30 protein-coding genes are annotated in these 26,680 nt (G+C 67.1%); 8 read left to right on the plus strand and 22 right to left on the minus strand.

What is annotated here, in order from left to right; all coding sequences use genetic code 11:
* Positions 1–45: 45 nt before the first annotated feature.
* A complete protein-coding gene (locus tag N4G47_RS12830; RefSeq protein WP_107231036.1) occupies positions 46–252 on the minus strand; it encodes a hypothetical protein in 207 nt (68 codons plus the stop codon).
* Positions 253–652: 400 nt separating this feature from the next.
* Between N4G47_RS12830 and N4G47_RS12835 the strand changes: the two genes are divergently transcribed.
* The 4 genes from N4G47_RS12835 (at position 653) to N4G47_RS12850 (ending at position 2,185) form a co-directional block, all read left to right on the plus strand.
* A complete protein-coding gene (locus tag N4G47_RS12835) occupies positions 653–928 on the plus strand; it encodes a hypothetical protein (RefSeq protein WP_475287548.1) in 276 nt (91 codons plus the stop codon).
* Positions 929–940: 12 nt separating this feature from the next.
* Positions 941–1,174, plus strand: coding sequence for a DUF1653 domain-containing protein (locus N4G47_RS12840; RefSeq protein WP_475287550.1), 234 nt, complete (start codon positions 941–943; stop codon positions 1,172–1,174).
* 80 nt (positions 1,175–1,254) lie between these two features.
* Positions 1,255–1,839 carry a TetR/AcrR family transcriptional regulator gene (locus N4G47_RS12845; protein WP_475287552.1) on the plus strand — a complete coding sequence of 195 codons (585 nt, stop codon included), beginning with the start codon at positions 1,255–1,257 and terminating at the stop codon, positions 1,837–1,839.
* A gap of 13 nt (positions 1,840–1,852) precedes the next feature.
* Positions 1,853–2,185 carry an SMR family transporter gene (locus N4G47_RS12850; RefSeq protein WP_475287554.1) on the plus strand — a complete coding sequence of 111 codons (333 nt, stop codon included), beginning with the start codon at positions 1,853–1,855 and terminating at the stop codon, positions 2,183–2,185.
* 22 nt (positions 2,186–2,207) lie between these two features.
* Here N4G47_RS12850 and N4G47_RS12855 read toward each other — a convergent pair whose 3' ends face one another.
* Entirely contained in the window at positions 2,208–2,381 is a 174-nt protein-coding gene (locus N4G47_RS12855) for a DUF1328 domain-containing protein (RefSeq protein ID WP_107231041.1), read from the minus strand.
* Between the two features lie 94 nt (positions 2,382–2,475).
* Positions 2,476–3,117, minus strand: a complete 642-nt coding sequence (locus tag N4G47_RS12860; RefSeq protein ID WP_475287556.1) for a LysE family translocator — start codon at positions 3,115–3,117, stop codon at positions 2,476–2,478.
* A gap of 156 nt (positions 3,118–3,273) precedes the next feature.
* Here N4G47_RS12860 and N4G47_RS12865 point away from each other — a divergent pair, with 156 nt between their 5' ends.
* Entirely contained in the window at positions 3,274–3,966 is a 693-nt protein-coding gene (locus N4G47_RS12865; protein ID WP_475287558.1) for an aspartate/glutamate racemase family protein, read from the plus strand.
* Between the two features lie 12 nt (positions 3,967–3,978).
* On the opposite strand, the gene N4G47_RS12870 is transcribed toward N4G47_RS12865, so the two are convergent.
* Positions 3,979–4,374 (minus strand): hypothetical protein, encoded by a 396-nt coding sequence (locus tag N4G47_RS12870; protein ID WP_107231044.1) that lies wholly within the window; start codon positions 4,372–4,374, stop codon positions 3,979–3,981.
* 241 nt (positions 4,375–4,615) lie between these two features.
* Between N4G47_RS12870 and N4G47_RS12875 the strand changes: the two genes are divergently transcribed.
* Positions 4,616–5,119, plus strand: a complete 504-nt coding sequence (locus tag N4G47_RS12875; RefSeq protein WP_475287560.1) for a DUF3011 domain-containing protein — start codon at positions 4,616–4,618, stop codon at positions 5,117–5,119.
* A gap of 88 nt (positions 5,120–5,207) precedes the next feature.
* Entirely contained in the window at positions 5,208–5,657 is a 450-nt protein-coding gene (locus N4G47_RS12880; protein ID WP_475289943.1) for an N-acetyltransferase family protein, read from the plus strand.
* On the opposite strand, the gene N4G47_RS12885 is transcribed toward N4G47_RS12880, so the two are convergent.
* From N4G47_RS12885 to N4G47_RS12900, 4 genes are all read right to left on the minus strand, one after another.
* Complete coding sequence (locus N4G47_RS12885) at positions 5,636–5,977, minus strand: low molecular weight protein tyrosine phosphatase family protein (protein ID WP_475287562.1); 342 nt, start codon at positions 5,975–5,977, stop codon at positions 5,636–5,638. The two genes, N4G47_RS12880 and N4G47_RS12885, sit on opposite strands and share 22 nt — an antisense overlap.
* Positions 5,974–6,174, minus strand: coding sequence for a hypothetical protein (locus N4G47_RS12890; RefSeq protein WP_475287564.1), 201 nt, complete (start codon positions 6,172–6,174; stop codon positions 5,974–5,976). The genes N4G47_RS12885 and N4G47_RS12890 overlap by 4 nt, the downstream gene beginning before the upstream one ends.
* A gap of 290 nt (positions 6,175–6,464) precedes the next feature.
* Positions 6,465–6,974, minus strand: coding sequence for a hypothetical protein (locus N4G47_RS12895; protein WP_475287566.1), 510 nt, complete (start codon positions 6,972–6,974; stop codon positions 6,465–6,467).
* Positions 6,975–7,081: 107 nt separating this feature from the next.
* Positions 7,082–7,624, minus strand: coding sequence for a hypothetical protein (locus tag N4G47_RS12900; protein ID WP_475287567.1), 543 nt, complete (start codon positions 7,622–7,624; stop codon positions 7,082–7,084).
* Positions 7,625–7,702: 78 nt separating this feature from the next.
* Between N4G47_RS12900 and N4G47_RS12905 the strand changes: the two genes are divergently transcribed.
* Positions 7,703–8,368 carry an SOS response-associated peptidase gene (locus N4G47_RS12905; RefSeq protein ID WP_475289944.1) on the plus strand — a complete coding sequence of 222 codons (666 nt, stop codon included), beginning with the start codon at positions 7,703–7,705 and terminating at the stop codon, positions 8,366–8,368.
* 27 nt (positions 8,369–8,395) lie between these two features.
* Here the strand turns inward: N4G47_RS12905 and N4G47_RS12910 are convergent, their stop codons facing one another.
* From N4G47_RS12910 to N4G47_RS12975, 14 genes are all read right to left on the minus strand, one after another.
* Positions 8,396–10,225 carry a hypothetical protein gene (locus N4G47_RS12910; RefSeq protein WP_475287569.1) on the minus strand — a complete coding sequence of 610 codons (1,830 nt, stop codon included), beginning with the start codon at positions 10,223–10,225 and terminating at the stop codon, positions 8,396–8,398.
* Position 10,226: 1 nt separating this feature from the next.
* Complete coding sequence (locus tag N4G47_RS12915) at positions 10,227–10,907, minus strand: hypothetical protein (RefSeq protein WP_475287571.1); 681 nt, start codon at positions 10,905–10,907, stop codon at positions 10,227–10,229.
* Positions 10,892–11,221 carry a hypothetical protein gene (locus N4G47_RS12920; RefSeq protein WP_475287573.1) on the minus strand — a complete coding sequence of 110 codons (330 nt, stop codon included), beginning with the start codon at positions 11,219–11,221 and terminating at the stop codon, positions 10,892–10,894. The genes N4G47_RS12915 and N4G47_RS12920 overlap by 16 nt, the downstream gene beginning before the upstream one ends.
* Positions 11,218–11,772, minus strand: coding sequence for a hypothetical protein (locus N4G47_RS12925; protein ID WP_475287575.1), 555 nt, complete (start codon positions 11,770–11,772; stop codon positions 11,218–11,220). The genes N4G47_RS12920 and N4G47_RS12925 overlap by 4 nt, the downstream gene beginning before the upstream one ends.
* A gap of 57 nt (positions 11,773–11,829) precedes the next feature.
* Complete coding sequence (locus N4G47_RS12930; RefSeq protein WP_475287577.1) at positions 11,830–15,276, minus strand: hypothetical protein; 3,447 nt, start codon at positions 15,274–15,276, stop codon at positions 11,830–11,832.
* Positions 15,277–15,452: 176 nt separating this feature from the next.
* Positions 15,453–16,373 (minus strand): LPD3 domain-containing protein, encoded by a 921-nt coding sequence (locus N4G47_RS12935; RefSeq protein WP_475287578.1) that lies wholly within the window; start codon positions 16,371–16,373, stop codon positions 15,453–15,455.
* Positions 16,374–16,549: 176 nt separating this feature from the next.
* Positions 16,550–19,135 (minus strand): hypothetical protein, encoded by a 2,586-nt coding sequence (locus tag N4G47_RS12940; RefSeq protein WP_475287581.1) that lies wholly within the window; start codon positions 19,133–19,135, stop codon positions 16,550–16,552.
* On the minus strand, positions 19,132–21,372 hold the full coding sequence (locus N4G47_RS12945) for a hypothetical protein (protein WP_475287583.1): 2,241 nt from the start codon (positions 21,370–21,372) through the stop codon (positions 19,132–19,134). Before N4G47_RS12945 ends, N4G47_RS12940 begins: the two co-directional genes overlap by 4 nt.
* 1 nt (position 21,373) lies before the next feature.
* Positions 21,374–22,414: a hypothetical protein gene (locus tag N4G47_RS12950; RefSeq protein ID WP_475287585.1), complete on the minus strand. Its 1,041-nt coding sequence runs from the start codon at positions 22,412–22,414 to the stop codon at positions 21,374–21,376.
* Entirely contained in the window at positions 22,411–24,057 is a 1,647-nt protein-coding gene (locus tag N4G47_RS12955; RefSeq protein ID WP_475287587.1) for a phage tail protein, read from the minus strand. The genes N4G47_RS12950 and N4G47_RS12955 overlap by 4 nt, the downstream gene beginning before the upstream one ends.
* Entirely contained in the window at positions 24,057–25,169 is a 1,113-nt protein-coding gene (locus tag N4G47_RS12960; protein ID WP_475287589.1) for a phage tail protein, read from the minus strand. Before N4G47_RS12960 ends, N4G47_RS12955 begins: the two co-directional genes overlap by 1 nt.
* Positions 25,170–25,233: 64 nt before the next feature.
* Positions 25,234–25,875, minus strand: a complete 642-nt coding sequence (locus N4G47_RS12965) for a phage connector family protein (protein WP_475287591.1) — start codon at positions 25,873–25,875, stop codon at positions 25,234–25,236.
* A 48-nt stretch (positions 25,876–25,923) separates the two neighbouring features.
* On the minus strand, positions 25,924–26,247 hold the full coding sequence (locus tag N4G47_RS12970) for a hypothetical protein (RefSeq protein WP_475287593.1): 324 nt from the start codon (positions 26,245–26,247) through the stop codon (positions 25,924–25,926).
* Positions 26,244–26,678 (minus strand): Bbp16 family capsid cement protein, encoded by a 435-nt coding sequence (locus tag N4G47_RS12975; protein WP_475287595.1) that lies wholly within the window; start codon positions 26,676–26,678, stop codon positions 26,244–26,246. The genes N4G47_RS12970 and N4G47_RS12975 overlap by 4 nt, the downstream gene beginning before the upstream one ends.
* Between the last annotated feature and the right edge of the window lie 2 nt (positions 26,679–26,680).

Here is a 26,680-nt window from a genome sequence, read left to right on the forward strand (position 1 = left end):
CATTCAAACACCACAACCGTGGCTGACTGGGCCACGGCCGGTGTGTCAGTCTCCGATGTGCAGGGCGTCCACGGCGTTGCCGAGCGCCTCCACCCGCACCGTGCTGGGCTGGCCGGTGCGCCGGTGGTGTTCCAGGGCCAGCGCTGCGGCAGCGTCGAACGCGTCGGCGCCGTGTGCATAGCCAATGGCGTCGTGCGCCTGCGGATGCAGCACGGACCAGTGCCGTGCCTTGCATTGGACAGTAATCACCATGTTCCGGCTCCTTCGCGACAGGGATGCAGCGGCAGGCACAAGGGCGTCCCTGCCGATACCCCTTCAGGCTAGCGAGCGCGTCGGGAAGGGCCTATAGGATTTGTACGAAAACGCCTCCATTGCGGGTGGGTGCTTTCATTCCTCACATCCCTGAGTCCGTTTAGCCCGTTCATTTCGTGATCCTTGTCACGGAGTCAGCCTGACTTCACACTATCGTCACCAACAGGGGCCCCTTCCACATGCGCACCTTCTTCTCACAGCAGCGTTCGACGTTGCTGAAGTTCTATTTCGTGGCCAGCTACGTGGTGCTGATCGAAGAACTGATCCGCGCCACGGTGTTCTAGACGCTTGCCGGGTCCCGGGCAGCAGCGCAGACTGCTGCTTTGGATACGGACTCCCCATGAAAGCGCAACTTCTGATGCCCGCAGCGCTGCTGCTGGCCGCCTGCGCCAGCGCGGACAGGCCGGCGGTCACCACCGACACCGGTACCACCCGCCCGGCGCCCGGCAGTGACCGCGATGCACATGGCTGCATCGGCTCGGCGGGATACCAGTGGTGCCAGCACAGCCAGCGCTGCGAGCGTCCCTGGGAACTGGCGCAGGCCCAGGGCCTGGCCAACACCGCCGAGGCGATCGACGCCTATTGCGCCAAGCCGGCCAGCCCGCCGCAGACCTGAGACCGACCACGCATGGCTGAACTGAGTCCGCTGCCTGCGCTTGCGCGCGGCCGCTACCGCCACTTCAAGGGCGGCGAATACGAAGTCATCGATCTGGTGCGCAGCAGCGAGACGCTGCAACCGATGGTGCTCTATCGGGCCCTGTACGGCGAAGGCGGCCTATGGGTGCGCCCCTACTCGATGTTCGTCGAGCAGGTGCCCGGCGAGCACGGACCGCAGCCCCGCTTCGCCCGCATCGACGACTGAGCCCGGCACCGGCCGAGGCTGGCAACGGTAACCCGGCGCTGCTGCGCTACAATCGTACCGTCCAGTCGGTTTCTTCCTGTATGCCCCCATCCGCGTCCCCATCCCCTCCCCGTTCGCGGCGCAAGGCGCCCGAGAGCGTGCGCCAGTCGCTGCTGCAGGCCACCGTTGCGATGATCGGCCAGCATGGCCTGGCCGCCCTGACCGTACAGGACGTCGCGCGCGCGGCCGGGGTCAGCAAAGGGGCGCTGTTCCACCACTTCAACAGCAAGCAGGCCCTGGTCGATGAGGCCATTGACGGGCTCATCGGCGAATTCGAGGCACGCGTCCGGGCCCTGCTGCTGGCAGAATCGTCGGGCTACGGCCGCTTCAGCCGCGCCTATGTGCAGGCCAACTTCGAGCACCTGCTGCAGCAGGAACAGGACAACGATATCGGCCTCACCCTGGGCAACCTGCTGGAACCGGCCCTGCTGGTGCGCTGGCGCGACTGGAAGCGGGCCATGCTGGTCGAATTCCCCGACGAAGCCGATGACCCCCGGCTGTACGCTGCGCGCTGCGTCGCCGATGGCTATTGGGCCACCGCCTATGGGCGCCCGCTGGACGCGCTGGAACACGCCAATGCGCTGGCGATGGCCGAGCAGGCGCTGAAGCTGTGTGATCCGTTGTAGCCCGGAGCCCGTGATGAACCCCTATCTGTACCTCGCCGCCGCCATCATCCTGGAAGTGATTGCCACATCACTGCTGAAGGCCTCTGAAGGCATGAGCCGGCTGTGGCCGACGCTGGGTGCACTGGTCGGCTACGGCCTGTGCTTCTACCTGTTGTCGGTGACCATGAAGTCCATTCCCACCGGCATCGCCTACGCGATCTGGTCCGGCGTGGGCATCGTCCTGATCTCGCTGATCGGGCTGCTGGTCTTCAAGCAGCGCCTGGATGCGCCCGCCCTGATCGGCATCGGCCTGATCTGCGCCGGGGTGCTGGTGATCAATCTGTTCTCACGCAGCAGCGCACACTGAGCGCGCTGCTGCGTGAAGCACGCTAGCTGACTTTCTTCGCCACGCTCATGCCCAGCAGGAACAGCACCACGGCGATGATGATGCCGGCCCAGAACAGGAACTTGGCGATGCCCACGGCTGCGCCGGCAATGCCGCCGAAGCCCAGCACGCCGGCGATGACACCGATGATGGCGAAGATGATGGCCCACTTGATCATGTCGATCCTTTCCCCGCAGGGAATGCAAACGGTGAGATCAGGCTAGGCTGACGCCGATGCGGCACCCGTGAACGGGCCGCGTGTGCGATGTGAATCAGCGCGGCCGGAAGCGCAGCAGGGCTACGGCAAACGCCAGGAACACGCTGCCTACCAGCCGTTCGAACCAGCGCCGCGCGAACGGCCGGGCCAGCCAGCGGCGCAGGCCATGTCCACCGGCTGCGTACATCACGTACCAGAACAGTTCGCAGGCCGCGAAGGTTGCCACCAGCACGCTGTACTGCAGGGCCTGGCTGCGCGAGGGGTCGACGAACTGCGGCAGGAACGCGGTGGCGAACAACAGCAGCTTGGGATTGCTCAGGCCGACCCACAACCCGCCACGCAGGACGGTCCACGCCCCATGTACCGGCGCCAGCGCCGGCGTCTCGTCGCTGGCCACCGGCGGCGCCGGCCGGAAGCTGTCGTGCCAGGCCTTGATGCCCAGCCACGCCAGGTAGGCCACGCCCAGATAGCGCAGCACCTCGAACAGCATCGGCGAGGAATGCAGCAGCGCGCTCAGCCCCGCCGCGGAGGCCGCCAGCACCAGCAGCATCGCCAGCAGGCAGCCGGCCATGGCCGGAACGCTGCCGCGGAAACCCAGCCCGACACTGCGTCCGAGGATGTGCAGCATGTTCGGCCCGGGCGTGCCGCACAGGACGAAAACCGTGGCCAGGAACCACCACCAGGTATGCAGCGCCATATCCGGCATCCACCGCGGAAGAGCGCACCAGCATAGAGCCCACGGCCGCATTGCGGCACACACAGCGACGCGCCGATACGATGGTTACAGATACGCGGTGAGCGCATGGGCGGCGCCATCTGTGCTGCAATGGCCTGCCCTGGCATGGAGCAGTGCATGAAGACCCTGGGCCTGATCGGCGGCATGAGCTGGGAGAGCTCGGCGCAGTACTACCGGCTCATCAACGAGGCGGTGCGCGATCGCCTCGGCGGCGCGCATTCGGCGCAGCTGCTGCTGTGGTCGGTGGATTTCGCCGGCATCAAGCAGCTGCAGCACGAGGGTGACTGGAATGCACTGGGCACCCATATGGTGGACGCCGCGCAGCGGCTGCAGGCCGGCGGCGCCGAGCTGCTGCTGATCTGCACCAACACCATGCACGCACTGGCCGATCGCATCGAGTCGGCGTGCCCGTTGCCGCTGCTGCATATCGCTGACCCGACCGCAACGGCGATCGTCAGGGCGGGCGCGCGCAGGGTCGGCCTGCTCGGCACCGCCTTCACCATGGAACAGGACTTCTACCGCGGCAGGCTGGAACAACGCTTCGGGCTGGAGGTGCTGGTCCCGGACGCGGCCGACAGGCGCTGCGTGCACGACATCATCTACCAGGAACTGATCCTCGGCGTGGTCAGCGAAACGTCGCGGCGGCGCTACGCCGAGGTGATCGCTCGGCTGACCGCGCGCGGGGCCGAAGCGATCATCCTCGGCTGCACCGAGATCATGCTGCTGGTGCGCCCCGAAGACAGCGCGGTGCCCCTGTTCGACACCACCACCCTGCACGCGATCGCAGCGGTGGACGCGGCACTGGGTTGATCCGGACCGGCGTCAGCCCTCGCCCTGCACTTCCAGCGCGGTGATCAGCCAATCGACCACCGCCTGCGAATCACACAGGAAGAAGATGGCGTCGCCCGAACGCGCCTCGGTCAGCAGGCGATAGACGGTGATCGCCACCGCCGACTGGTTGGCGATGAACACTTCCGGGCTGCGCGGCCCTTCGCTGTGACCTGCCACTGCCTGCAGCGCCTTGCGCGCGGCCACCGTGGTGGCCGGGTCCGCGCTGCGGGTCAGTTCCGGCCCGCGCAGGCCCCAGGCAACAAACACATGCTTGCCCTTGAACGTGGTGTCCAGGACCTGCACCGGCCCAGCATCGGTGCTCGCCGAACGATGAATGACGGTACTGCTGATCAACGCAACCCCCTGTGGTCGTCGTGGTCCGCGCATCGTCTCCCGCAGGCCGCGCGCACGCCAGTGACGACAGCCACAGGCTGCGCCGCCAGGCGTGGCAGACATGTAAGAAGGTGTAAGCCGATGCGATCGGATGTGCAGCGATGATACGGGATGTAAGCCTCTGCATGGGCCCGTGCGCACTACTAAATCCCGCATGAGCCCGCGCTGCAACGATCCGTTCCGGCGGCCCCGGCCTGGTCCATTCTTGCGGCCCGTTCCCCTGCCGAGACTGCTCATGACCCATCGCCTGGTGCTGCCGATCGCCCTCTCCGCCCTGACGCTGCTGCTGGCCGCCACCCCGGCGGCAGCCCGGGATTACGACAGCGATCACATTTCGCCGTTGCGCTGCGAATCGCAGTTCAACAAGCCCCAGCAGTGCCCGATCGAAGGCCGCATGCGCCTGGCCAGGCAGCTGTCGGTCACCCGTTGCGTGGAGGACCAGAACTGGGGGCAGAGCCGCCGCATGCTCTGGGTCGACGACGGCTGTCGTGCCGAGTTCGTGGCCGACGGACGCGGACGTTGGCCGGGCCACGGCCGGGACCGCGACGATGACGGCGAACGCCTGGTCTGCGAGTCGTACGAACAGAAGGACAAGGAATGCCGTATCCGCGTGCGTCACGAGGTACGCCTGGTCAGGCAGAAGTCGGTGACGCCCTGCATCGAGGACCGCAACTGGGGCTGGGACCGCCGCGGGGTGTGGGTCAGCGACGGCTGCCGCGCCGAGTTCCGGGTGTACTGACCGGCGCGGCCACGTGTTGGCCGCGGCGGATGGGCGAACGCGGCCGGCGCACTCGATAGACTGGGCCCGATCCGCCCAGGAGCCGACGATGCCGCCACCCGATGCCTCCCCGACGATGCTGCGTCTGCGCGACGCGGTGCCGCGCGATCTGCCCGCGCTGGTCGCGCTCGACAGCGTCGCGGCCGGCGATCGGCAACGCGCGCGGCAGATTGCCGGCTGGCTGGCGAGCGCCGCCGTGTATGTGGCGGAACGGGACGATGTGGCGGCCGGCTATCTGGTCATCCACCATCACTTCTTCGGCGAAGCCTTCATCGAGATGCTGATGGTGGCGCACGCGCATCGCCGCCGCGGCATCGGGGCCGCCCTGCTGCGCCACGCAAGCGCACTGCAGGGACAGCGCAAGCTGTTCACTTCAACCAATGCCTCCAATACCGGCATGCAACGCCTGCTCGCTGCCTCCGGCTTCATCGACAGCGGCATCGTGCACGGTCTGGACGAAGGCGATCCGGAACTGATCTACCGCTTGGCCGGCAGCTGATCCAGACAGGCGGTCACCCTGGCATCCAGCAGATCCATCAACACCGGATCCATGCAGCGGTAGTCATCGGGGATATCGAGGCAATGCATGCGCTTGTGCTCCAGCAGGCGCGCGTAGGTGGCCTGCAGGCGATGCTGGTGCTTGGCCTCCATCACGAAGATGACATCGGCCCAGCGGATGTCCGCCGGGCCGATGGGGCGTCGTGCATGTGGACTGGTGCCGGCCGACAGCACGGTGAATCCGGGCCGTCGTTGCCACATGGCTTCGGCGGTCGGGCTGCGCAACTGGTTGCGGCTGCAGACGAACAGCAGCTTGATCATTCCTGTTCCTGCAGTTGGCGGGCGCTGAGGACCGGATAGACGAAGCCCAGCTGGCGTGCGCGCGCGAGCTTGGCACCGCGCGTGTACAGCAGCTTCCAGTTCTTTTCGGGCTTGTAGCTGTACGCCGTCGTGGCGCGGTCGCCACCGTGGTTGCAGGCCTGGCTGCGACGCCAGGCACGGTTTCTTGCAGATTCCATTGTGTGTTCTCGTGAGTACCGGGTTCAGCAGCCGCGGTAGTACGAGTGGCGCGCAGCATACACTGCACGCACAAAAAAGCCCACGCATCGCTGCGCAGGCTCTTTGATTCATCACAGTGGTCGGGACGGCCGGATTCGAACCGACGACCCTCTGCCCCCAGGCATCGTTACTGTCCGGCGCATCTCGTTGATAGGGAAGGAATCTGCGTCAGAACGACGCTTCCCAAAAGTGCCGATTGCGACAAATGCAATCAATCACTTACGAGCCGATAGGGTGCAGCTTTCCGGGCTTAAACGCCACGCCGCAGCTGCTGCAGCGCCGCCCTCACCCGCGCCTTCTGAGGATCCCTCGCCCTGGGCTTGGTCGCTGCCGGCGGCTTGGTCGGCTCCAGCGCTTCCTTGATCCGTGTCAGCTCCAGCGCCCCAGACTCAGCCAGGCGCCGCGCCTGTTGCTGCTGCTCACGCGTAGGCGGCAGCCCGGGCAGTGGCGGCGGCAGTTGGAACCGCGTGCTGTCCGTCAGGCGGGCGACGGCCTCGCGCAGGGGAAGGTCGGGATAGAGCCTGGCCGCGCACCAGCGCTCGGCGTACCGCTTCGCCTGCCGGATGCTCGCCGCGCGCACTTCCTTCACCTGCCACATCTTCTGCCCTTCCATCCACAGGCGCACACCGGCACCACCATCGGGGGCGACGCTGGCCGTCTCCCGGCCGTTGTACCAGAGCGCCCAGCGCTCACCGGTCTGGACCCAGCCAGAGGGGATCGGGGTGGTGCGGAAACCGTGGTGGCCGTGCGAAGGAAGCATGGCCGGAAGGATACGACCGGTGGTCGCAGATCCTGCGAACGCGGCGGCGACCTGCCTGAATCGTTCGGGGAGGTTCGAGCCGAAAGAGTGGTCTAGGCTGACCGCCTTTACTCATGGTCCGAGCGGATGACCTCAAATCGCCCGTGTGAGTGGAACTGGTGATCAACTGCCTCGAGGCCGTAGAGCCCGGAAAGGTAAATCATCAACACCCGGAAATCCGTCCTCGCCGTTTTCAGCCATCCTGCGGATAGCTCCTTCAGCCACGGAGGATTGACCATTTCAAGCAGCTTTTCCTCAACCTCTTGACGTGACTCACAGATCGGACCGGCAACCACCTCGGGCTTGCCGTGAGCCAACTTGTCTCGCAGAGCGAATAGCTTCGCGGCGTATTGCAGCTGCTTGCTGCCCCAGTCCGCCTCCTTACCCGCATGAAGGTGCAGCACCTTGATCTTATTTCGCCACGGGATGCGCTCAATCTCATCCCAAAATTCGATCTTCCTGGCGCCAAGGGAGTTCAAGTAGGCCTCTACGGTAAAAGCCATGAACACCACGACCGGTAGCAGTTCAGCTGCCGAGTGCGGCCTCTTTTCCAGCTGCGCAATCATCACCATCAGGGCTTCGTAAGCCTTCCCCTGAGCGGTGAATTCCATGTATGGCTTGAATCTCTCCGTCCCCATAATCATCCGGAATTGTCAGTGGCATCACAGCCGTGAGGGTACATGCTCCCTATGTGCGGCCGATTCGTCCAGCTCCCCGTCGTCAACTTCGGACAGGCCGAGCTGGCTGACCTTGCCCCCAGCCTGGCCGAGATCCAGCCCAGCTACAACCTCGCCCCGACACAGCGGGCGTCGGTGATCCTGGACCGCGGCGAAGGCCGGCAGGTCACCCGGCTGGCGTGGGGCCTGCTGCCGTTCTGGGCCAAGGCAAAGGGCCTGCAGGGCTCGACCATCAACGCCCGCATCGAGACCGTGGCCACCAAGCCGGCGTTCCGCACGGCGTTCAAGAAGCGCCGCTGCGTCATCCCCATGGCCGGGTATTACGAGTGGTCGGTCAGCCCGATCGACGGGAAGAAGGATCCATGGTTCATCCACTCGGCCGAGCCGCTGCTGGCGGCCGGCCTGTGGGAGGACAGCAGCCCCCTGCTGCCCGACGGCAACCTGGGAACCTTCACCGTCATCACCGGGGACAGCAGCGGCGTGTCGGCCGACATACACGACCGCATGCCGGTCTGGCTGCTGGCCAGCCAGATCGATGAGTGGATGGCAGCCGATCCCGACGATGCAATGGCGATGCTACTGGCCAGCGAACCCCCATCCATGGAGGCCTACCGGGTCAGCCGGGCGGTCAATACCCCCAGGAACAACCGCGAGGATCTGCTGCAGCAGGTGGCGTGAGAGCCGACAGGTTGTCGACCCTCAGCCCTACTTAAACAGCCCGGTCCGGCTGAAATAGATCGTTGGGTTCGAGTCGGAATCCGACCCGATGATGCAGCCCGCAGACGGCGACCACTGCACGCCCTCCGGCCTGGCCATGTTGGTCCCACTGAGGGGCGCGGGGATGTCGGTCGGCTGGAACGTGGCGCCGTTGTCCCTGCTGATGAACTGCCTCGCGCTGCCTGCACCCGGCCCGGACTGATACGCCTGGATGACCAGCAGCCGCAGCGTCTCGTCATAGACAACCATTCCGCCCAGGTCGTAGCCAGCGGGAACGCCGGGGAGGCTCGAAGGCCGGATTGGCCGCTCAAACGTGAGCCCTCCGTCGCGGGAAATCATGTAGCCGCTTCCGGTGTTCGTCGTGGAATCTGAACCAACCGTCCACACGTCTCCGTTCGGAAGGCTCGCCGCGCCATACCGTGAATTGATTGCCGTCCCGGAGGGTGGATTGAAGTAGCTCCAGGCCGAGGCGGTCGGGTCACCAGTACACACCGCATACTGGGGCTGACCGCCTGATTCGGCATGCGGGAGGCACACCGCCCGGTCATGCACTGCGCTGTAAGTGATGTTGTAGTAACCGCCCGTGTTGCTCTTGTTGAGCGGACCGGCGCCACCCGCATTGAGGGTGAGGATTCTGCGGGTGTACGCGCCAGCCCCAACCACGATGAAGATGTTCCACTCGGGGATCCACTTTGCAAACACCCATGCCGAGTCGTAGGGGGTATAGGTTCGCCCCCAGGTTGCGCCGCCATCCAAGCTACGGGCGACATAGTGACCGCAGGCGACCAGCACCTGATCGCGGTCGTTGTAGGCAAACGCGCGCGTGTAATAGGGTGTGTTCGCGAGCGGGGAATCCGTAAGCGTCCAGTTCTGGCCGCGGTCGTCCGAGCGCCAGATTTTCCCGTCGTGGCCGCCGGTCAGCAGCCGCCCCACCCCGTTGAACTTGATGGCGTAGGGCACGCCGCGCCATTCCATGCTGCCGCGCGTGCGAGACTCCCATGCGCCATCCCACAGCACCACGCTGACAGTGCCCTTCCACAGGTAGCTCCGGCCGCGCGAGTCGCTGACCAGCAGGGTCAAACTCAGCAGCTGCTCGTAGTTGATGCCCGCCGACGGGACCGTGTGGTCCCACTCGAAGGTATCGACGAAGAGAATTTTGTTCTCGCGGTGGCGGATGCCGTTGCCGGCCACGTTGATGGTCGTCGCCCCGGCCGGTGCCACGCCGGTCACGTTGGAGTCGTAGACCCGATTCTTGCTCGCCGACATGACCCGGTTGCCCTCGGCCGACTCGATCACGTCGCCATCAGCATTGCGGTATTCCAGCATCACCGACGCGCCGGCGTTGCCTTCCGACGATGCGCCCTGACGCACCTGGCACTTTGCGTGGGTTACCTGCCCTGCGAACACCGAATAGCGCGAGGTGCTGGAGATCCGCGACTCGCCCTGATTGTTGAGGTAGCCGGCCGCCCACAATCCGGTCGGCGGGTTCTCGGTGGCGATCTTCCAGCCCGGTCCGCCCACCCAGCCCGAATCGCCGGCCTCGAACCCTGGATTGACGATCGGCGCCTGGCCGGACTGGTAGGCCGGCCAGGCCAGCACGACCTCCTGCGTGGCCTGGTCCACGTACAGGCGATGGCCTTCCGGCAGCCGGTCGCCATCGATCTGGCGGACCAGGCAGGCGCCGACGCCGTTTTTGATCTGCAGGCGCCCCTCATAGGGCGCGGATGGCTCTGCCCCGGGGAATCGCCCGGTTACATACAGCGCCCGCAGGCCCAGCTCCTGATCGAGGTCCGGGCGGTCGTAGATGCGCGCGGTCATGTCAGCTCGCCCTCTGGCCGACCAGGTAGACCCGCAGGCCCTTGGCCAGCGCCGTGCCCACCTGGTCCACGTCGATCGTGATCTCGTCGCCCTTGGCCAGGATCTCGCCGCCGGGCACCAGCACCGGCGGGGCCGCTGCCGTCAGCGTGCTGCGCTCGTTGTTGTCGAAGGTCAGGCGGGTGGAGAAGATGCTGGTGCCATTCCGGTTCACGTCCACGGTCAGCACCGCGCCGGCGGCCTGCGCCACGGACAGCGTGGCATAGATGCCGCCGTTGGCCACGGTATCCAGCATCAGGCCGTAAGGCAGCACCAGGCTGTCCTTGCCGGCGCCGCTGGTGATGTTGCCCCCGATCAGCACCGATCGGTCGATCAGCTGGAAGCTCTGCAGGTCAGGAGCTGCCGACACCCGCAGCAGGTCACCGGCCGCCACCCAAGAATCGGCATCAGGCGCAATGCAAGTGCCACTGATGATGCAGCCCTGTCCCCGGGTCTTGGCCTGGAAGCCCGGCGGGACTGTGAGCTGGCCCCCGCCGCCCTCGATTGCCAGCGTGACAGCGCCAGCCCCCACCTGCAGCACAGAAAAGAACTGGCCGTCCTTCCAATCGGCGCTGCCGCCGGTGTTCTCCCGCAGGGTGAGGGTGATCGGCGTGGCCGAGTTGGCCAGGATCAGGGTGTTGTGCATGTCACCGGCCAGCGTCGTGTTGTCGGTGACGCTGACGATCCGGGGGCGACGGTGTAAACCGGGGGCTCACCGATCCACGGCCGGGCGTATCCACGCAGCGTGGTGAACCCCTGCACGCCGTCTCCCAGCGGCGTCTTGAACCTGATCGCCGGCGGCGCACCACCCACGCCCGGGACGATCAGGAACTCGCCTACCCCCGCCGCATCGACCGGACGGGACACCTTGTAGTCCGCAGCGCCCGCAGTGATCTCGACCGCCGTGTCGTAGAACAACGCGCTCAGGACATCAGCGCCGAGCAGCGGGAAGTCGGTCACCTCTCCGTCGCCCTCGAACGTCCACAGCCGCGGGTGATGCCGATGCTCCCGCCGCCGCCCTGGATCTGCTCGATCAGCACCAGCGCGCTACGCAGGTTCAGCGCGTCGGCCAGCGCCGTGGCGTCGCCCACATTGGTGATGCGGCTGCCCTTCGCATCCCACACGAATTCACCGGTGACGGGGTCTTGAACCAGCTGCATCCCGTTGTCCAGCAGCTGCTGCAGCTGCATCACCCGGTAATCGAACGCGTCTTCATGGATCTCCGGAAGGAAGGCGCCCTGATTGGTGATGTCCGTGGGCTGATCCATCGGGACCGTGCGCAGGATCAGGATGTCAGCATTCGTTGCCGGCGCGGCGTTGAAGGTCACCACAGTCGACGGCTGGCGGAGGCCCGTCACAGCGTACTGGGACGGCGGCACCAGGTTGTAGACCGGATGGGTACCGGTGAACACCTGGATATGGCTCGACAGGAACGCCTTCGGCCCGTTAAACGTGGTGGCGACGCCGTTCCCCACGTAGGTCTTGCGGCGGTCATTGGCGGAAATGGTCATGGGTGCATCGGCTCCAGAATGAAGAAGCCCCGCAGAAGCGGGGCTGGGCGTGGTCGATTACTGCTCGTCCTTGGGTCGGCGGTACATGAGGTATGCGGCCGCCTCCGCTGGGTTGTCCGGGGTGTACTGGCCGGTACCGACGTCGTAGAGGTATTCGCCGGTAGTCAGCATCTGATTGCTGGGGATGCCGGTCAGCGGGCCGGCAGCGCGCACGCCGGTCTTGATCAGCTTTTCCGCGTCGGGCTCTTCATCGTCGACGATCCAGTCTCTGCCCTCCTTCCACGCGGCCTGGCCGAACCTGGCCAGTGCAACGCCGGCGTCCACGATCGGATTCGGGCGGCCCATGCTGGGCTTGCCCTCGATCGCGGCGTCGATGCCGCCGGCGACATCGCGCAGCAGGGGAATCGTCTGGAACGGGAACAGCAGCGTTTTGCGGGCGAGCCAGGCGCTCCAGTCGTCCCATCCCTTCCCGTCGTCATCGCCACCGTCCGGGCCGCGCATCATCAGCAGCTCGAACACCGCATTGGACAGCACGCCCGCGGACAGCCAAGTGCCCAGCGCCCGGGCGGGCGACTGCACGCGGCCCAGGTACAGGCCGCGCAGGCCAGACTCCTGCAGGCGGTTGTTCATGATGATCATCGGTCCGATGAACATGCGCACCCACTTATAGCGAGGGTCTCGCTCGGCAGCGCTGAGATCCTTGGGCGCGCCGGCCTGCTGCGTGGTTCGGATCGCCTTGTCGGCCAAGCGCACCGCCTCCTCGATGCCCACTCCCTGAGCCTGGGCCTGCTGATAGCGACCCAGCCAGATGGCACGTTCGGCCAGCGGGACCGTCCAACGGTGCACTTCCATGGCCATCTTCATCGCAGCAGCACGGATGCCGCGCTTGCCCGAGAGTTTGCCCAGCACGACCTGATAGGACGAATCCAGCGAGTTAGCACGTTCCTCCATGAAGGGCGACAGCGAGTGGATCATTTCCGTCATCTTGCCTGGGCTGCGGTAGTACGCCGCGTAGCCAGTGGCGAGGTACTTCGGGTCGACGCGCGCCGCCGCTTGGATCGGCGCCACCACGGTATTGGCGAACACCAGCGGCAGGCGGAAGCCCAGGGCGGCCACGGCCGTGTTGGTCAGCACCGCGTCGCCGAGCTTCTCCACCGAGCTGGATCCTGGCTCGGACACCGACGCCCCGCGCACCGAGTTCTTCACGCTGCCGTAGAGCGCGTGATAGGCGCCCTCCGACAGCCGCTGCTGGATCAGGTTCTTCAGCTCCTGGTCTTCCAGCACCCGCAGCGCCTGCTTCACGTAGCCGCGGTGCGAGACGTCGGTGATCACGTCATTGAGGTGGCGCGACAGCACGCGGTGGTAGTCCAGCAGCATCGGCGCTGCGTATTCGGTGCGCTCCTTGGTGTGGCCCTTGCTGGTCATGGCGCGGCTGAAGGTGCCGCCCATGATCTGTTCCTCGGCCGCGCGCGCCTGCTTGACGCCGCCGGCACCCGCCCGGGGGTCGTACACCGCCGGGTAGTAGCCGCCGCGCAGGCTGACCATCGAGCCATCGGCCGCCGTGAACACCAGCGGCATCGGCTCAACCTGCTCAGGCGCGACGCCGGACAGGCGGCGCTGCTGCTCCACGATGTCCGGCCACAGGCTGTTCACCGCATCCCAGATGCCCTGCACCATCTGCGCGTCGGCCGGCGTCAGGTGTCCGAGCATTTCCGCGATGTTCTGCGGGGTGAACTGGACTACCTCGGCGTTCTTGCCGATGAACCCGCCGCGCATCAGCTTGTCGCGGTTGCCAGCGTTGCCCATGTTCAGCGCCACCGCCACGATCGTGTTTTTCGACACCGAGCGGCCCAGGCTGGGTACGTACACCAGGCGGTTAAGGTCCGCCCGCTGCGCCGGGGTCAGGGCCTTCATGGTCTGCTCCAGCATGCCCCCGACACGGTTGCGCAGCTCGATACGCTGCTGCTGCGCTGCCTCGGCCTGGTTCCACAGGAAGTCGTGCCAGGGTCCGGTTTCGCCTCCGTCCAGCCACTCCACGACGGTCTCCGGCCGCAGCACCCAGTCCATCAGGCCGGTGTAGGTCGCGCCCACCTTCTGCATCGCCGTCAGGTCCGCATCCGAGAGCGGCAGCGGCTTACCTTCAGCGATAGCGCCGCGGATCGCCCCAGCCAGCTCGGCCTGTGCGCTCTCCCAGTCACGCTGATCCTTGTTGCCCAGCAGTTCGTTCTTCAGCTTCGCCAGGCGCGCGATGTTCGTCACCGCGTCATGCAGCTCGCGGAACTCGGTAACCGGCAGGTCCGCGTAGTTCGTCACGCTCTCCGCCTCAACCCGCGCCAGCAGCGCATCGCTCACAGCGGTCAGGTCGTCCTCGGCCTGGCGCGCCTCCACCCACTGCCGCAGGCTCTGGCGGCGCGCAACGGCCCGACCGGACACGTCGCGGAACTCGTAGGTGTCGGCGATCGTGTCCATCGCTTCCAGGTAGTCGGCGCCGGCCTTGCCCAGCCGCTCGCGCGCCTGCGGTGTCATCTGCCGGCGGATGTAGCCGACCTTGGACTCGACCTCCTGCTGCACCGCGCGGGCTTCGGCGAACAGCACTGCGTTCAGAGCCTGCTGCCGCTTCGCCCGCAGTGCGTCTGCATACTTCCCGGCCGCTGCTGCCTGTGTCGCCGCACGCGCAGCCTTGCGCTCGGCGACCAGGTACTCGTTCGGGCGAATCTGCCGCGCTGTCTTCTCGGCCAGCACGGCCTGCGCCACTGCCTTCAGCTCGCGCCGATTGGGGCGTGGCTCCTTGGCCAGGTCTGCCAGCACGCCCAGTTCGCGCTCCAGCAGCTGAATCTTGCGGCTGCCGTGCACGGCGTCCAACGCTCGCTGCGGCAGCGTGCCGTCGGTCATCGGCTCGCCGTGCCTGGCCTGCATTCGCGCATCGGCCTCGGCGCCCACGCCTGCCAGGGTTTGCCGCACCGTCCACAGGCCCTGCACCAGCTCGTCGGCGGAACTGAAGCCCAGCAGGGTGGCTACCTCTTCCGGATGGGTGCCGCCTTTGCGCGCGTAGACCCGGCCCATCTTGTCCAGCAAGCCGTCGCCGTAGGTCGCCGCCAGCGCCGCGCGATCCAGCTTCAGCCCCTGCAGTTGCTCGGGCACCGGCTCACCGCCGGCTTCCTTCCGACCCGTCAGAACGCGGTAGGCGCGCACGATCGGAGTGGCCTCGACCTCGGCCTGCACCTCGCTGCGAATGGTGGCCAGCTCGTCCTTCCACCAGCGCTCGCGCGCCCGTGCATCCGCCTCCTGCAGCTGCGCCATCAGGTCGGCCTCGGCTTGCTCACGTGCCGCCGCGACCTGCTGCTGGTATTCGGCGAACTGCCGCTCGGTCATGCCCAGCGCCTGCGCTTCGGCCAGGTCGCGGGCGATCGGCTCGAATCCGACCCGGGCCTGCGCCGCCTCGATCTCTTCCTGGCTGGCCAGCATGCGGTCGAAGACGCCGCGCACGTCGTCGGTCAGCTCCACGTCCAGATTCCGCAGGCTGCGGTAGACACCCAGGATCCATTGCTTGAACTGGCTGAACACCGATTGCAGCTCCGGCGTCGGCGCCTTGCCCTCGCCCAGGTACGCCTCGAAGCCCCGGGCGAACTGCTCGTGCTGGTCGACCCCGATCTGATCCGCCGACTCCACCCCGAACCACTTCAGCAGCGCATCGAGGTCCGAACGCAGTTGGGGGCGGCGTCCTCGGCCGTAGCCAGGTCGCGATAGACCTCCAGGAAGAAGTGCCCGGACTCATGCAGGAAGGTGGACAGGTCCGCTCCCCTGAACAGGCTGATCTGCATGGACCGGCCAGGGCCGATCTGAATCTGGCCCCGTGGGGCCGCCTCGGACGACTGGAAGAACGGCCGGGCGTTGAAAGCCGGCAGAACCTCTGCTAGCGTCAGCCCCGACGTCGGCAGACCGCGGGTACGCAACTCGGACTCGGCCGTGCCGGCCCGCTCCATGGCACCGACGTCAGACCCCGATTGGCGCAGCGATTCGCTGCCGAGGCCGTCGGGGTTTCCTATTTCAAAGCCCTCGAAATCGTAGGCGCGGCGCACTCCGTCATTGCCGACGCGGTACACCAGGCGCACCGGGTACACCCGACCGTCGTACTGCACAGCCGATGCGGCATAGGCGTAGGACACGGTCTTGTCATCGGTATCCACCGAGGTGGAATGGATCGGCGCAGATTCCACCAGCGCCGGCAGCTCGCGGGCAACAGCCTGGCGCAGCGGATCCCGCCGACCCTTGGACATGACCTTCTTGCGTCCACGCGAGGCGAACCGGACAGGCTGACCGTCCGGCGCAGTGACCTCGATGCCGTCCTGCTGGGTGCGCATCAGCTCGTTCGACTCGGCGAACCACTCGGCCGGGTTGCCGGTGGTCGGCTCCAGCTCGATCACCGGCACGGGCGTTTCCGGGGCGAGACCGGTTGGCACCTCGTCCGTGCGAGACGGCTGGTACAGGCGGAGAGGCTTACCGACCGCTGCCTCATCCCAAATCACGTAGTTGTGGCTTCCGTCCCCGGCGCGGCGGCTGGAGCCGTCCAGGTAGCGCAGGCCGGGAACCCCGGCTGCCATCAATGCCTCGGAAGCTGCCTGGGGCGATCCGAGATCACGGACGATTGCGCGGTAGATCCCATCGCCGGTGGTGTCCTCAAACGGTTGCAGTGATTCGGCCAGTGCCTCGCCTGCGGTGACCTGCCGAATCGCCTGCTGGACAGATTCGGGCTGCTGACTGAATGGAGCGTCCCAGTTCAGCAGATCGGCATCATCCGGAACATCGACCTGATACAGCTTCCCTGCAGAGCATCGCGAGCGGAGCGGTACGCCTCCAGCGACTGTTCAAGCTGCTGCGGGTTGCTGATGTCCCAGTTTTCCTGCCATCTGGCATCCGCCAGCAGTGCGCCAACGGCCTCGCCAAAGGTGTCGAAGCCCAGGAAGTCCTCAGCGCGGAGCGCTTCTCGCAAGGCGTCACGCGCCGAACCAAGCGCCTCATCGGACTCCCTGCGGTCACGCGACACGGCCTGAGCGTAGTAATCGGCCACCTCACGCCGGCCGGCAAAGTACATGCCCCATCCGAACGCCTGATTGCCCTCGCCAGTGCCAATGCGCTGCACGCTGAAGCGATCAACGTTGTACGGGGTGCCATGGAATGCCGGCTGGAACAGGATGTCCCCGGCCAGGACTTCGCGCGCGGCGGTGTCCGGGAGCGCAACGCTCCAGGTCTGCCGCTGGCCCTCGATCGGGTCGTCCTGCACGATCTCGCCGCCAGTGCGCTCGGCTTCCGTGCGCGCCTGGTCCAGCGCCAGGAAATCACGGGCTTGGCCCTGGTCGTCGGCCAGCAGCCACTGCCCTGCGCGCTGCACGTAGGCGCTGCCCTCGCGCTCGATGGTCTGCTGGCCACGGGCGTCGGTGGCGACCTGCGGCCGGCCAAACAGGCCACGCAGCGCGTCCATTCCCCGCTGCATCAGCGTGCGCGGCTGGGCCTCAGCGCCCTCTGCCGGCGCCTCAGCTGTATCGATGCCGGCCGCGTAGCGCTCGTACAGCGCAACCGGATCCTGCCCGGTGACCTCGCCCAGGCGGCCGAACATGGCGCCCCACAGCCGCGCCTGGCTCTCGGCCTGCGCAGGCGTGTACCGCTCGGTCCCGATCAGCTGCGCCATGACCGACTGCTGCACCTGCGCGCGCGCATTCGCCGCGGCCGCGTCCGGCGCCGGCGCGTCCAGCGGCACGCCCAGCTCGCGGGCCATCGCATCGATGTCGAGCGATTCCAGTTCCGCTGGGGATAGCCCATCGGCCGTCGTGCGGGCGTTGCGCAGGATCTCGTCGCGGTTCGGCAGCCGCGGAACGGCCGCCATCCACTCGGCCATCGGGATCACGACCTGGCCAGTGGCGAGTTGCTCGGCCAGCACCGACTCGCCGCCGACCATGTCCTGCAGCACCTGCGGTGCGGACTGGAACAGCGTCTGCGCCTGCTCCGCGTCCAGGTACACCCGTGCGTCCTCGCCGGCCACCTGTGCGGTAAGCGCCTTCATGTCCTCCGGCGACCGCTCGCCCAGCTTCAGCTCTCCCGCAAGCTCGGTGGCGGCGCGCAGGCGGTCGTTGCTCTGGCCGGACTGCATCACCTGGTCCAGGCGCTCGTTGATCCAGCGCACCTGCCCGGACGCGCGCGCGGCGCGGTAGTTGGCATGCACCTCGACCGCACCCGTGGGCACCTCGGCCAGGCCCTCCATGATGATGTCGCCCCACTTTAGGCGTTCCTCGGTCAACAGCTGCGCAGTGGCTTCGCCGGCGGCACCGCCACCCAGCTGCAAGCCGGCCTCGGCACCGGTGCGCAGGACCGCCGAGGACGCGCTGCGGCGGGCGTTGTTGATGAAGTGACCGGCCACGCCGGCAGTGAGCGCGTCGAACACGCCGATGGCCACGCCGCGTCTGGCGGCCTTGTCGCGCGCGGCCGCCATCTTCTGCGGATCGCGCAGGAACTGGCCAACCGCGTAGGCGTCGGTTGGGTCAATCTTCGCGTCCTGCATGGCGTCGGCGATGCTGGCGCCGAACTCGGTCAGGCCCGACCCGGTACCGGCCGATGCGGCAGTCACCACGCGGCTACCACCACCGGTGGCAGCGGTCAGCGCCAGGCCGGGAGCGCCCATGCCGATCGACTGACCCAGGGTGACCGCAATCGCGCCGAGCGTGTCGGTACCGCCACCGGCCAGCTCGCGCACAGCCCCGCCGAAACTGCCGGCCTTATTCGCTCGGTCGAACGCCTGGAAACCGCGATCGGTGCTGGCGCTGGTCACGTCGGCAGCCTGCGCACGGCGCTCCTGGTCTGCGCGCAACGCGGCCTCTTCGGCCGAACGGTCGTTGGTCAGGCGACCGGTCGCAGGGTCCATCACCGCCGGGCCATCGGGCAGCAGAGACAGTGCATTGGCCTTGCCGCGCTGCCAGCCGCTGACGATGCCGCCGATGACCTGCTCCAGGATGTTCGGCTCGGCAGTTGCACGCGCTTCACCGGTCACCAGCGAGTTGGCATAGGTAGCCAGCTTCGGGGCTTCATCGCTGGCCAGCGCCATCCGCCGCGGATCACTCAGGAAGTCGCCGACGTGCGGCGATGCGCGGCCGGCGTCATCGATCTCCTGGCGGCGCGCGTCCTGCTCGTAGTCGCCCAGGTTCGCCGCGACCACGCCAAACGGTTGTCCAAGCTGGTCCGAGAGCTGGTTCGCGCGCGCGGCTTCTTCCGGCTTCTGGCTGGTGCCGGTGTAGGCGCTGCGCAGGGTCACCTGCCGGTTGCTCTCGATCTCGTCCGACAGTTCGTCGAAGCCTTCCAGCACGTTGTCGATCACTTCTTGGCTCCTTGGCTCTTGCGGGCGAGGTACTGGGTAACCCAGGCATCGGTCGGGGGTCGGCCGTACTTCTCGGCGTATGCGCCCCGCACCGCGTCCCGGTCGGCCTGGCTCACCTGAAGGTCGAACTGCGCGGCGCTGCTGTAGAGACCCACCTTCACCTTCGGGTTGTTCTTGAACTTGCCGTCCTTCTCCTGGATCGCGCCGAGACGGCCCGCCTGCAGGTTCTGGGCAAACTGCTTGGCCGTCGCCGACAGCAGCACGTCTGCCTGCTCAGGAGTCGGCTTCTTGCCGGTGGACTGCACGAATGCCGTCTGTGCGTTCTGGTAGGCGATGCGGAACTCACCGCGCAGCCCTGCCCGCGGCGCGTTCTTTGCCTCAGACCCAGTCCCGCTCGCATCCGTCGCCGCACCGATTCCCAGCATCTGGAAACCACGTTCAACGCGATCGGCGTCACTCAGATAGTCGGCACGCTTGGCTGGGTCATTCACCTTGGTCTGGTCTTCGGCGAAGGCCTTCAGAGTCTTGCCACTGAGCTTGTCGGCGTACTGGCCCAGTGGAAGCTTGGCGAACTCGGTCGGCCGCAGAGCCTGCATGCGCTGCAGCTCGTCTACCGTGGCCGGATCGTCCTGCACTACCGCACCCTCCGCGGTCAGCTTGCGATAGCGATTGATCGACTCGGACAGGCTCGAATCCTGACCCACCAGCGCCAGCTCGGCCGGCGCCAGCACCTGCGACAGCGGCACGCTCGCGCCGGCGGCAGCCACCTTGTCATAGATCGACATGGCCGCGGCCTTCTTCGCCTGCTCCAGCCGGTCCTTGCGCTGCGCATAGATGTCGCGCAGGTAGCCCTCGGCTGCGGCGCGCTGATCCGGCGGCATCGTGCGCGGGATCGCTGCGATCGCATCAGCCAGCGTTGCGGGTGCGGCAGTCGCGCCGGCCACGACCGGCGCCCCGGATGCAGCGCCTTGCCCCACCGCGGATGCCCAGCGCGCAGATCGGCCCATGACCTGCCGCACGTACAGCGCCGTCTTCGGGTTCTGCGCCGAGCGGCCACGATTCACCACCGCATCAGCTCCGCCTTCGCCGGCGAAGTGCGCGGCAATGGCGAACGCCCGGCCGCCCTTGGCCAGCCGTTCCTTGTACTCGCGAGCAGCGCGACGGGCAGACGCCACGGCGTCCTTCCGATCGATGCCGCCGGCGCTGGTTGCGCGGTACTGGAACAGGCCCGTGGCTTGGTCTCCGTCGTCCAGCATCTCGGGGTTCACCGCGTCGGCGCGGAATGCCGATTCCTGCTCGGCCAGGGCGTACAGGTCAGCGCGTCCTGCTGCGTCCAGTCCCTCGGCCGCCGCCGCATCGTCGATCGCCTTGGCGATGCTCGCAGATGGCTTGCCCCGGGCAGCTGGTGCCGGAAGCGGCTCGATTGCGCCACGTCCGTCGGCCAGCGACTGCGCCAGTTCGTATGCCGCCCGGTCCTTCACCACGGGATACAACGTGCGCTCGACCTGCGCACGGTCCTCCGGCGTCATCTGGTCCGCGTAGCGGTTGTAGTAGTCCTCCGCCGCAAAGGGATCACGCGTGGCCATGGCCGCAGTCGTCTGCTTGCGCACGGACGAGACGATGCCCCGCTCGCTGGCCTTGATCGCCTCTGCGCCCAAGCCCTGCGTCTGGTAGGCGGCGCTGGCGATGCCGACGGCCTCCTGCAGGCGGACGTCCGCCAGGCCGAAGTCGCCCGCCATACCGGCGCTGACGGCGTCCTGGCCGATGTTGTCGATCGTCGCCTTGCGCTCGCTGGCCTCATAGGCGCCGTACTCGCGATCGGCATAGCTGTTGAGCCGGCCCTGCACGGAGTCGCGGAAGGAGAACGACACCTGGTCGAACCGCTGCTGCTGCTCAGGCGACAGGCGGCTCCTGATCGCTGACACCCGTTGGTCGAGATCGCCCAGCAGCGCGTCGTGGGCCTGCAGGGCGTTCTTGCCCTGGTACTTGGCGATGCCGTCCGCATTGGCTGGGTTGAAGGTGCTCCCCTCCCAGTCCGACAGCTCGCGGCGTGCCTCCATGACCGCGGTCAGGTCGGCGCGCTGCTTCTGCTGCTGGAACAGGTCGGCCGCCGCTTGGCCGACAGCACCCGCGGTGCGACTGAGCGGCGACAGGTTCACCTGCGCGGTGTTGCGGACCTGCGGGCCGAGCTGGGCCTGCACCTGCGGCCCGCTGGTGCGCGGAATCAGGGTTGCCATGTCACAGCCCCCATCCGCGCGAGATGCGCGCGTTGTTCCGCATGGTGATGCTGTTGGCCTGCGACGACAGGTTGCCTCCGCCGCCCCGACCCGCGCCTGATACCCCGCCGAACCCCATGCTTGCCGCGCTGGCGAGCGAGCCGAGGATCGTGCCGGTCGCCTGCGCATTGCCGCTCCAGCGCGCCAGCTCGCCCTGCGTGCGCTGGTTCTGAGCCTGTGCGCTGAAGCCCCAGGCCTGCCGCGCGGCGTTCATGCGGATCGTCTGCTGATCGACTTCGCCGAACATGGCCGTCTCGCCCAGGATCTCTGCGGGGGTTCCGAGCGTGGGATCGACGTTGTTCGCGGCAATGGCAGCGCGCTGCTGACCCAGCGCGATCCGGGTGCGCCAGGCCTGCTGCTCCATCTCGCGCGTGGCCAGCGCGTTGGCCTGGTCGGCATCAGCCTGCGCCAGCGTTGCGTTGTTCTCGGCGATCTGCGCGTTGGCCTCGCCCTGCTTTCGCTGGACGTCGGCCTGATAGGCGCCTGTAACGAGGGTGGTCGCCAGCAGGGCGACAACAGGATTGCACACGTTATGCGCTCCAGTAGAACGGAAGGAAGGGGCGCTGTCCGGTCCCACCGGCACCGGCGCGAGGAAGTGGAAGCCCAGCCAGTGCAGCCAGCGTTGCGCGGCCTCGTTGCGCTGATCGACGACGTTGAACAACAGAGATGGGAACGCCCGCTGCATCCTGGCCAACGCCGGCCGCGAGAGCCGCAGCAGCTCCTTTTGAACCGATAGCGGGTTCAGTCCTGTCGAGCCGACCATCCAGGGCGTGCCGATACCGCCGAGGATCGAGTAAGGCGTCGCCCCGAACATGCACACCGGCACGCCGCGCACCATCGCGGTCCACGCCTCCGCGCTGCCGGCCAGGCCGCGCTGCAGAGCCTCGGCCGGAGTGGTACGGCCGCATGCCCATAGCTCGGCAACATCGGCCGCCCTGGCCGCCGATGCGATCGCTGCGATGTGGTCGGCCGCGGCCGGTACCAGTTCTGCCGTGATCTTCATTCGGACGCCACCACCTGCGGCATCAGGGCGAGAATCTCCATTGGCAGCGGGTCGTCGCTGACGACGTGGAAATGACCGCTGTCAACGCCCCATCGGCAGGACATGTTCTTGCGCAAGATGCCGGTGTAAGCCTGCGTGGGTTCGTCGTAGTCCTCGAACTCGCGCTGGGCGATGGGGTCCAGCGTGTCCAAGGTCGTCCCGACGTAGACGCCCCGTGTGTTGCGCACCAGCAGGGCGACCTCGAATGCGAGTTTCTTCATGGGCCGAAGCGGATCACCGCCGTTGGAGTTGACCTCCAGCGTCTCGATGTGCGCGGTGTACGGCAGGCCGATGTGCACCACGCCGCCCGGGCGCTGCAGCTGCACCTTGCCTTCGACAACCTGCAGATCCTTCTGCACATTGCCATCGACCAGTGCAACGACGCCCTTCCCTTCCAGGTGGTCCATGCCGGCGATCGTGCTGCGCTGGTATGTCCAGTCATGCACGACGGAATCACGCAGCCCCGGCGGTACTGAACCGATCGACTCGACCGTGGCCACCGTGGGCGACACCACGGCCATGACACGCACGCGCACGCTGTCGTCGCCGATCGCCAGCCGCAGGATGTTCCCCACATCCGCGGCCCCGCTGAAGATCGCCGTGCCAGTGGTCGCGGTGATCACTGCGCCCTCGTTCCATCCGCCGCTGCTGGTGAGGGTCATGGGCGAGCCATTCGGACGCCGGCCGTCGTAGGTCAGCAGGCTGTCGGCATACTTCCAATCGAGCGGGTCGTCATACCGGGTGGGCGCCATCTGTTCGACGTATTGCACCCACTCACCGTTGATGAATCGGCGCACCAGCAGGTAGACCTCGGTCTCGATCTCACCCGGGAGGCAACACACGTCCAGCACCTCGCCGTCGGTCTCGTGCGGGTGCCAGCCGGTGACCTCCTGCTCCGGCATGTAGGTGCAGCCGATCAGAACACCGTCGGTGCGAGGCATCCACAGGATCGGCCATGGCGCGGTGCTGTATTCGATGCCGCGGAACGTGTAGCCCTGCACCAGGTGGTCGGCCCAGATGCTGATCTCGTTGCCCCGGAAGCCGTCTTTCTCGAACTGGTAAGCCAGATCGCGCACCCTCTGGCCCTGCGCCTGCAGGAAGATGGCCGAATCGCCCAGCACGCGGGCCTGCAGGTCACCGGTGCCATAGGCAGACTGCGGCTTGATCCCGATCGTGCTGGGGGTCACGACGTCGTCCTGACCGCCGGTCACCTTCCACTCCCCGCCGGTGGTCAGCACCAGCAGGTTGTCCAGCGGTACCAGATCGCGGATCGCGTTCACCTGTCGGGCGTTGATGGTGAACGACACGGCATCGCTGTCGACGATCGGCGAGCTGCGGCCGAAGTTCGGATAGTCGCCAATGTTGGACGCCCACACGGTCTGCGGGTCACCAGGGCTACCGGCGAACCAGAGCCGATCGCCGAAGAACTCGACCTCGCCCGGGTAGCCGTAACGATAGGACCAAGCGCCCACCGCCCAGACGTCCGTGCCGCCGACCGCGCCCGCGGCGAACTGGGTCACAACGACGTTGCCGGCGCCGGTCGGCGGTGCCTCATAGAAGTTGATCTGATCCGCGACGGGATCGATCGTCCAGCCCTGTGCCATTACTGCGCCTCCTGCACGTTGCTGCCGCCGCGGCCAATGCCGCCGCCGCTGGTGCCACCCGTGCCACTGCCGCCGGGGTAGTAAGGGTTCGACTGCACCGGCACCCCGTCGATCTTCACCTGGTAGTCCAGGTAGGACGCGCTGGTCGCGCCGGGAATGGCGAACTGTGTCGTGGTGCCGTCGCCGCTGAAGGTCCACGGGCCGGCCACCGGCGGCGGAACGTTGCCGACGATGCTGTCGGGAATGCGCTCGATCACGGTCGCCGTCACCTCGTACTCGCTGGTGAATCCGGTGATCTTCATGATCCCGAACCCGCCGTGCACGTACTCCCATTCGACGCCCACCGCGTACTCCTGCACGCCGTCGTCCTTCACGTCCTGGGGGCCGTCGAATGCACGGCCGACATCGTGGACGGGGCGTACTCCGCCGCACAGGTAGTAGGGCTTGTCTCCGGCCAGTCCGCTGATGTTCGGCACCGCGACGCAGCGGTAGACCTTCTGGTCACTGCGCCGCAGCACGCCCAGGGGCACGTTGCGCTCCTGCGCCACCCAAGGCTTCACCGAGCGCAGCTCCTTCTCTTCGGCGTAGAGCAGCGAGCCGACCATTTCGACGGTGAAAGTGGGAACGTTGGTGGTGACCGTCACCACGCCCTGCGTGCCAGACACAGCCAGCAGTGCGGCCTCGTCGTTGTTGAACGGGCGGAAAGGACCCCGGCGGAACTCGAAATCGCGCAGCTCGAACTGGTCGACGGCCAGGCGGCGCAGCTCCTTCTGCGGGATCCACGGATGCACCAGGAACAGCACGTCGGCCGACTGCGTGTGGCGAACCTTGTAGATGTCCTCGCCCGTGTACGGCGTGGCCACCTCGACAACGTCGCCTTCCCCGTTGCGCAGCAGCGCGCCGCCCACCCAAAACCGCATGTAGCCGTCGCCCATCTCGATCGCGTATTTCACGCTCGTCGAGTAGATGAAGGGGATGAAGCGGGTGGCACGGTCGTTGTGCTTGGCACCCCCGCGGAACAGATAGCCCGGGCGCTTCTCGCCGCCTCCGGTGGGTTTGGTGATCACGTTGCGGCAGGTCTTCAGGCTGATGGCGTAGCGCACCAGGTCCACGCGTCCCTGCAGCCCTGGCGACAGCTCGCCGCCGGACATGCTCGGTTGCAGCATGCGTGCCATGTCAGCCCCTCGCCATCTGGGCCATGGACGGCTGATGCCCGTCCTCGTCGGCCTCGTTGAAGTCGTGCGCCGCGGCCTGGCTCAGGGCCATCTCATAGAGCTGCTTCAGGCCCGACTTGTTGGAGAAACCATTGGCGCCGATGATCGCCGGCGCACCTTCCTCGGCGAGCTTGCAGGCCAGCGCGTCGACGAAGTGCGCGGGGTATCGCTCCGGGTCTTCGACACGTGCGACATAGACCAGCCATGCCCCAGCGCGATCGCACAGCAGCGAGGTGCCATCAGCCCCCATCGCCTGCTCGAACTGGATACCGTGGCCCTGTCGATACTGAGGCGAACACCAGCGCGAGAGCCGCCGGCCAGCGCGCATGCCCTCGTCGTCGGTGATCGCGATCGCGGTGATGCAGTCGCTGGGCCGCGCGTAGCGGATCTCCCAACCGGGCAGCGGTGCCTCAGCCGCAACCGCCAGGCGCTGCGCTCTGACGGCCCATGGCCACAGACTGTCGGCCAGAACCAGATCGCGCATCGGTTCCCACAGACGCGAGAACACGCGCGCCTCCTTCGAGCGCTCGGTCAGCGAGGTGATCGTGATGTCCTGGGCCAGCTTGCCCAGGGCCAGGTTGCAGATTTGGACCTGGGAGGCCATTTGCGACTCCGGTAGTGGGGGCGCCCGAAGGCGCCCCATTGGTTGCCGTCAGGCGTTCGCCGACTTCTCGGCCACGGCCGCGTCGATCGCCTCGATCACGCCCTTGCGGGGCTTCTCGGCGGCAGCTTCCTGCTCGCGGTATGCCGCCAACTGCTCGACCTCCAGACCGGCCAGGTCCGCCTTGATCTGATCGACCGTGCGATCGAGGAACGGGTCGGCAGGCGGCGGCGACTTCTCGGCCACGGCCTTGCCGCTGATCGGCTCCATCCAGGAGCCCAGCTGTTCCTTGCTGGCGATCTCGAACTCGTCGCCGACCGCACGTTCCTGCCCGAAGTAACCGCGCCGGGTCGCGCGCACGCGCAGGCCGGTCACAGGTTGTTCTCCTGGTGGCCGGCGACGATGCCCGCGGTGACCTTGCCCGTGGTCGGCGCGGTGCCCACCAGGGTGTAGTTCAGGCGGACATAGCGCAGGTTCGTGCCACGCGGCACGTAGTACAGGCCGCCGAACACCGAGCCAGCGGCCAGATCGGCCAACAGCTTGGTCTGCGAGCCTACGGTCACCGGAGCAGCGAAGTTCTCGGTGGCCGAGACCTGCAGCTCGACCTGCAGGCTGGTGGCGTTGTTGAAAGCCTCGACTACCTGCACGCGCAGCGGGATCAGGGTGCCCGGCCCGATGTCGCGCTTGATCGGGGCGCCCTCGCCCTGCACGGTGCCGGTGGCACCCAGGTCGATGACGTTGGTGGACACTGCGCTCGCCAGCACCGACTGTGCGTTCGAGAACAGGTTCTGCTGATCGAAGATCATGG

This window comes from Stenotrophomonas sp. GSD10 (assembly GCF_056172695.1).